Genomic DNA, 6985 nt, shown 5'->3' with positions numbered 1-6985 from the left:
GAGCCGTAGAAGTACGGCTCGCGCTCAGTTGTTGAAGGTTTCCTGACAATGCAGCAGCTGCGCGTACAGGGTCTTGACCGTTGTGTAGCATTCACACGTGGTCTTGATCAGCCCGTCGAGATTGACGATCTCGATGTGGCCGCGGCTGTAGTGAATGAAGTTCGCCTGCTGCAATGTGTGTGCGACAAGCGACACGCTGTTGCGGCGCGCGCCGATCATCTGCGCCATCGCTTCCTGCGTGAGAACGAACTTGTTGCTGCGGGCGAGGTCGCGTGTCTGCAGCAGGCATCGCGCCAGCCGCGACTCCACGGTATGCGCGGCATTGCAACCGGCGGTTTGCTGGATCTGCGCGTAGACCGCGAGCCCATGGCGCGTCAGCGCCGCCCGGAATGTCGGGCTCTGCCCGGCCGCCACGCGCAACGCCTCGACATCGATCGTCGAGGCGATGCCCGGCACCAGCACTACGGCGCTGTTCAGCGTGGGGGCCTCGCCAAGCCCTGCGAACGCACCGAAGATGCTGTCGCGACCGACCATGGCGACCTGCACGTGCTCGCCCCGGGCAAGCTTGACTACCAGCGAGATCACGCCCTTGTGCGGCATATAAGCGCGCCTGAGCATCTCGTCGGCCTCGCTCAGCACCGCATCGGCAGTAAGGTCGAACGTCTGCAGGTGTCGCCGGATCAATTCGAAATCGCTCGTCGACAGTGACGAGAGGAATCCGTTTGGTGATCGCGAAACCGTATCCAAAGCAACCTCCTGCCTGCCGGCAAAGCTTGTCTCTGGGCAGCTGCGCTGACGCTTGCAGCCGGACGTCCTTGCAACCTATCTTGACACGACTTGAGTTTAATAAAAATAGGGCGATCGGAGCAGGCTGTCGATCGCGGCGATCAAGCATGCCGGCTTGGGTGGAGCCCCGCTTGCCGCCTCGGCGATCAATCCTCGGATCCGACCCATTGCGCAGCGTACGCCTTGACGGTGCCGTAGCACTCGCAGGCCGATTTCCGCAGACCGTCGATATCGGTGATCTCGATATGCCCGCGGCTATAGCGGAGGATACCAGCCTGCTGAAATCCATGCGCGACGATCGAAACCGCATTGCGCCGGACGCCGATCATCTGCGCTAGCATCTCCTGGGTCAGCGGCAATGCCTCGCTGCCGCACAGATCGCGTGCGCGCAGCAACCATCGCGATAGCCGCGCTTCGACCGGATGCGAGACGTTGCACGCGACGGACTGCTGCGTCTGCGCGATCAGGGCCTGCTCATAGAGAGCGATCAGGGTGCGAAACGCGGCGCTGCGATCGGCCGCCTCGCGGAAATCCTCGGCCCGCAGCACCGAAGCCGTCCCCGGCACCACGACGATCGCATCGGCGAGCAGTGGGCGGCCGTGAAGCGCGGCTGATGCGCCGATGATGCCGTCGCGCCCGATCGTCGCGATCTCGACCGACTGCCCGTCGGACAGATTGACCATCATTGAAACGATGCCGCCGTGCGGCAGATAGATCCGCTGCACCGGTGCGCCAGCGTTGGCCAGCGTTGCTTCCTTGGTCAGTTCGACGGTTTCGAGAAGCGGATGGAGTTGCTCGAGTTCCGCTGCGGGCAGCGCTTGCAACAAACGATTGGGCGGACGTGGTACCGCAGACATTGGATCTCCTGCCGAAGGCGGGAGCACTACGGTCTCGCATCACCTACTCTTGGCGCTTGGCACGGCAGCGAACATAGCTGCCCCATCCAATTGCACAAGGGTTGCGGCATCAACATTATACACTTTACAGGGCAGAGAGTTGTGTTTGGTCGCGATTCGTGCGCGGAAAGCACACCGGCGCGGGCGCACGGCGCTCCTGCCATTTCCGCGGCAATATTGATTTTCTATTAACGTGCGCATCACGGGCATCACATCATCTCGCGACGCGAGTCCGATCAAACGGAAGCTCCGAATCGATCGGCCCGATGCGGTGTGACTGCCCTCACGCAGCGCTGAAATTTGATTGGTGTTGCCTACAATCTGGCGCCCCGTGCGCGGCCGATGCATCAGGTTCCCGCAAGCCAGCTTCGCTCCGGCGTTCTGGGTATTAGTACGGAGAAGCTCTTTAACGAACGGGTAGCGCCGACAGCCCAGTGTGACACGGTCGCCGCGTGAAATTTGCGGCGTCGCGTCAATCGTGTTCATCCAGAAGGGTATCAAGTATGTCAGGCATCGTCCTTTCGGCATCGGTCCGTCAGAATCTGCTTTCGCTGCAGTCGACCGCCGATCTCCTCGCCACCACGCAGAACCGCCTTGCCACCGGCAAGAAGGTCAATTCTGCTCTCGACAATCCGACCAACTTCTTCACGGCGCAGTCGCTCGACAACCGCGCCAGCGACATCAACAACCTGCTCGACGGCATCAGCAACGGCGTCCAGGTGCTGCAGGCCGCCAACACCGGCATCACCTCGCTGCAGAAGCTGGTCGATAGCGCCAAGTCGGTCGCCAACCAGGCGCTGCAGGCCGCCGTGGGTTACTCGCAGAAGTCGCAGGTGACCACTGCCGCGATCACCGGTGCAACCGCGGACAACCTGCTCGGCACGTCCACTTACAGCAGCGCGCAGCTCACCGGCACTGCCGTCAACAACAACCTGACGACGCCTGCTGCGATCACGTCGGCGACCAAGCTCGTCAGCGCTGCGAACTCGGACACCCTGGCGGCCACGCCGACCGGCGTCCTCACCGTCAACGGCAAGACGATTACGTTCTCGACATCGCAGACCACGTCGACGACCGATGCGTCCGGCAACGTCACTCTCGGCACCGGCGCGGGCAGCAACCTGACTGTCGGTGACCTGCTCACGGCGATCGACGGCATCACGGGTGCGACTGGCTCCAGCGTGTCTGCTACCGGTCAACTCCAGATCAACACCGGCACCGCCCAGGATCTCGTGATCTCCGGCACCGGTACTTCGGTGACCGCTTTCGGTCTGACCGCCGGCACCACCGCGCGCACCGCGACCAGCCCGCTGGGTGGCCTGACGCTCACGATCGGCGCCACCGGCAACGGCACCGCCACCAACATCACCTTCGGCACCGGCGCGGGCCAGGTGAAGTCGCTCAACGACCTGAACACCCAGCTTGCGGCCAACAATCTGCAGGCGTCGCTGAGCTCGACCGGCGCGCTTACCATCAGCACCACCAACGACGCCGCGTCCGCAACCCTCGGCACCATCGGTGGCACGGCAGCCGGTGCTGGCAAGCTGTTCGCCGGTCTGGCGGGCAGCGCGCCCGTTCAGGATCCGACCGCGCTGGCGAACCGCGCCAACCTGGTGGACCAGTACAACAACATCCTGGATCAGATCACCACGACGGCCCAGGACGCGTCGTACAACGGCATCAACCTGCTCAATGGCGATCAGCTCAAGCTGACCTTCAACGAGACGGGCTCCTCGACGCTGAAGATCCAGGGCGTGACCTTCAACGCCGCTGGTCTCAACCTCAGCAAGCTGTCGTCTGGCACGGACTTCCTGGACAACGCGTCGGCCAACGCCACGCTGAAGACGCTCAACAACGCGAGCGGCCTGCTGCGGACCCAGGCGTCGACCCTCGGCTCGAACCTGTCGATCGTGCAGATCCGTCAGGACTTCTCGAAGAACCTGATCAACGTGCTGCAGACCGGTTCGTCCAACCTGACGCTGGCCGACACCAACGAGGAAGCGGCGAACAGCCAGGCGCTGTCGACCCGCCAGTCGATCGCGGTGTCCGCACTGGCTCTGGCCAACCAGTCGCAGCAGAGCGTGCTCCAGCTGCTCCGCTAAGCGCAGCCGCGACAGACATCGATATGGAGGCGGCGGAGGAAACTCCGCCGTCTTTTTCTTGCACGACTGCCGATCGCATTGAAGTTTGGTCCGCTCGCGTTCTGATGCGCGTTGCGTCACGGCGTTGTCGCGGCCCGGTCAGGCTTAACGTCCGCTCGTTGCAATTTGATTCAATTCGGAATGATCCGATGAATGCCGTTGTGCTCGCGCAGGTAGTAAGTGCCTGTTCTGTCGAGACCGGCCGACGCAGCAGAAGGCATCGTCCAACTCTTTGAAATACCTCATCGTCCGTATTTGCACGGACACCGAAATTAACGTCGCCGTGAAGCCCGCGAGGTTATCGATGGCAGGCGACCGTTCCGTAGCACTTTGAGGGGGCCGATTCCGATGGACGATCTGTTGCGCGAGTTCCTGACGGAGAGCAGCGAGAGCCTGGACACGGTCGACAACCAGCTGGTGCAGTTCGAGCAGGATCCGAACAACGCGAAGATCCTGGATAACATTTTCCGCCTGGTGCACACGATCAAGGGGACCTGCGGCTTCCTCGGGCTGCCGCGGCTGGAAGCCTTGGCGCATGCCGGCGAGACGTTGATGGGCAAGTTCCGCGACGGCATGCCGGTGACGGCGGAGGCCGTGACGCTGATCCTGTCCTCGATCGACCGCATCAAGGAGATTTTGGCGGGGCTAGAGGCCACCGAAGCCGAGCCCGAAGGCAATGACCGCGACCTGATCGATCGATTGGAAGCCATGGTCGAACACGGCATGGCCATGATGGCCGCCGGCGAGACTTCTGCTGATGAAGCATCCGTGCCCGTCGTCGAGGCGCCGTCAGTGCAGCCGGCGATGGCCGAGGGCACGCTGGTGGCGCAGACGCTGGAGCGCCCGTTGCGTCCGGGCGAGGTCTCGCTCGACGAGCTCGAGCGCGCCTTCCGCGAGACCGCCACCGAAGTGGTCGCGCCGGCGCCGGTCGCCAAGCCTGTAGCCGCAGCACCCGCGGCTGACGCCGCCGAGCCCGCCAGGAAGCCGGCCCGCAAGACCGCCGCCGCGGAAGGTGAGGCCGAGGGCGGCGACAAGATCGCCAACCAGTCGATCCGGGTCAACGTCGACACCCTCGAACACCTGATGACGATGGTCTCCGAGCTGGTGCTGACCCGCAACCAGCTGCTCGAGATCAGCAGGCGCAACGAGGACACCGAGTTCAAGGTGCCGCTGCAGCGGCTCTCCAACGTCACCGCCGAGCTGCAGGAGGGCGTCATGAAGACGCGCATGCAGCCGATCGGCAATGCCTGGCAGAAGCTGCCGCGCATCGTCCGCGACCTCTCCGGCGAGCTCGGCAAGCAGATTGAACTGGAAATGCACGGCGCCGATACCGAGCTCGACCGCCAGGTGCTCGACCTGATCAAGGATCCGTTGACGCACATGGTGCGCAACTCCGCCGACCATGGGCTGGAGACCCCGGCCGAGCGGGCAGCCAGCGGCAAGGGCGAGCAGGGCACCATCCGTCTAAGCGCCTATCACGAGGGCGGCCACATCATCATCTGCATCGCCGACAATGGCCGCGGCCTCAACACCGAGCGGATCAAGGCCAAGGCACTCTCGAGCGGTCTCGTCACCGAGACCGAACTGGAGAAGATGACCGAAGCCCAGATCCACAAGTTCATCTTCGCGCCGGGCTTCTCGACGGCGGCCCAGGTCACCTCGGTGTCCGGCCGCGGCGTCGGCATGGACGTGGTGCGCACCAATATCGACCAGATCGGCGGCACCATCGACATCAAGAGCGTGGCCGGCGAGGGCGCCTCCGTCACCATCAAGATCCCGCTGACGCTTGCGATCGTCTCCGCCCTGATCGTGGAAGCCGGCGGCGACCGCTTCGCGATCCCGCAACTGTCCGTCGTCGAGCTGGTGCGGGCCCGCGCCAACTCCGAGCACCGCATCGAGCGCATCAAGGACACCGCGGTCTTAAGGCTGCGCAACAAGCTGTTGCCGCTGATCCATCTCAAGAAGCTCCTGAAGATCGACGACGGCGCGACCGCGGAGGCCGAGAACGGCTTCATCGTGGTGACGCAGGTCGGCAGCCAGACCTTCGGCATCGTGGTCGACGGCGTGTTCCACACCGAGGAGATCGTGGTCAAGCCGATGTCGACCAAGCTGCGCCACATCGACATGTTCTCCGGCAACACCATTCTGGGCGATGGCGCCGTCATCATGATCATCGACCCCAACGGCATTGCCAAAGCCTTGGGCGCCTCCGGCGCCTCGGCCCATGACATGGCCGACGACAGCGCCGCCGCGCACGCCGCCAGCGGCGAGCAGCTGACCTCGCTCCTGGTGTTCCGCGCCGGCACCTCGCAGCCCAAGGCGGTGCCGCTCGGCCTCGTCACCCGGCTGGAAGAGATCGCCACCGACAAGATCGAGCTCTCGAACGGCCGCTACATGGTGCAGTACCGCGAGCAGCTGATGCCGCTGGTGCAGATGGCTGGCGTCGAGGTGCAGACGCAAGGCGCGCAGCCGATCCTGGTGTTCGCCGACGACGGCCGCTCGATGGGGCTCGTGGTCGACGAGATCATCGACATCGTCGAGGAGCGGCTCAACATTGAGGTCGCGGGCTCGCAGGACGGCATTCTGGGCTCGGCGGTGATCAAGGGCCAGGCCACCGAGGTGATCGACGTCGGCCACTTCCTGCCGATGGCGTTTGCCGACTGGTTCTCGCGCAAGGAGATGCGGCCGTCGGCCAATGCGCAGTCCGTGCTCCTCGTGGACGACAGCGCCTTCTTCCGCAACATGCTGGCGCCGGTGCTGAAGGCCGCCGGCTACCGGGTGCGGACCGCGCCGACCGCGCAGGAGGGGCTCGCGGTGCTGCGCTCGGGGCAGGCCTTCGACGTCGTGCTGACCGACATCGAGATGCCCGAGATGAACGGCTTCGAGTTCGCCGAGGTGATCCGCGGCGACAGCAACCTGACCGGGCTGCCGATCATCGCGCTGTCGGCGATGGTGTCGCCGGCGGCGATCGAGCGCGGCCGGCAGGCCGGCTTCCACGACTATGTCGCCAAGTTCGACCGTCCCGGGCTGATCGCGGCGCTGAAGGAGCAGACCGTCGAGCTGCGGAACGCTGCGTAAGGAACAGATGCGATGACCAGCAAGACCGAAGCAGGCGAAGGCACCATGGCCGAATACGTCACCGCCGTGATCGGCGGGCAGCTG

Annotated in this window: 4 protein-coding genes; 2 read left to right on the top strand and 2 right to left on the bottom strand. The window is 64.3% G+C overall.

Features of this window, described 5'->3' with window-relative positions; all coding sequences use genetic code 11:
- Positions 1 to 24 precede the first annotated feature (24 nt).
- Positions 25 to 747, bottom strand: coding sequence for a Crp/Fnr family transcriptional regulator (locus AS156_RS19305; protein WP_066507580.1), 723 nt, complete (start codon positions 745 to 747; stop codon positions 25 to 27).
- 185 nt (positions 748 to 932) lie between these two features.
- Entirely contained in the window at positions 933 to 1643 is a 711-nt protein-coding gene (locus tag AS156_RS19300) for a Crp/Fnr family transcriptional regulator (RefSeq protein ID WP_066507578.1), read from the bottom strand.
- A 542-nt stretch (positions 1644 to 2185) separates the two neighbouring features.
- Here AS156_RS19300 and AS156_RS19295 point away from each other — a divergent pair.
- A complete protein-coding gene (locus AS156_RS19295; RefSeq protein ID WP_066507567.1) occupies positions 2186 to 3784 on the top strand; it encodes a flagellin N-terminal helical domain-containing protein in 1599 nt (532 codons plus the stop codon).
- A 387-nt stretch (positions 3785 to 4171) separates the two neighbouring features.
- On the top strand, positions 4172 to 6901 hold the full coding sequence (locus tag AS156_RS19290; protein ID WP_066507564.1) for a hybrid sensor histidine kinase/response regulator: 2730 nt from the start codon (positions 4172 to 4174) through the stop codon (positions 6899 to 6901).
- Positions 6902 to 6985 lie beyond the last annotated feature (84 nt).

Origin of the sequence: Bradyrhizobium macuxiense (assembly GCF_001542415.1) — a bacterium.
Classification (GTDB): Bacteria; Pseudomonadota; Alphaproteobacteria; order Rhizobiales; family Xanthobacteraceae; genus Bradyrhizobium; species Bradyrhizobium macuxiense.
The sequence above is the reverse complement of the archived record's forward strand: the minus strand, read 5'-3'. Positions and strand labels throughout refer to the sequence as shown.

Coding starts and splice junctions, on each gene's coding strand:
- AS156_RS19295 (WP_066507567.1), top strand. CDS start 2,186: ATGTCAGGCATCGTCCTTTCGGCATCGGTCCGTCAGAATCTGCTTTCG.
- AS156_RS19290 (WP_066507564.1), top strand. CDS start 4,172: ATGGACGATCTGTTGCGCGAGTTCCTGACGGAGAGCAGCGAGAGCCTG.
- AS156_RS19300 (WP_066507578.1), bottom strand. CDS start 1,643: ATGTCTGCGGTACCACGTCCGCCCAATCGTTTGTTGCAAGCGCTGCCC.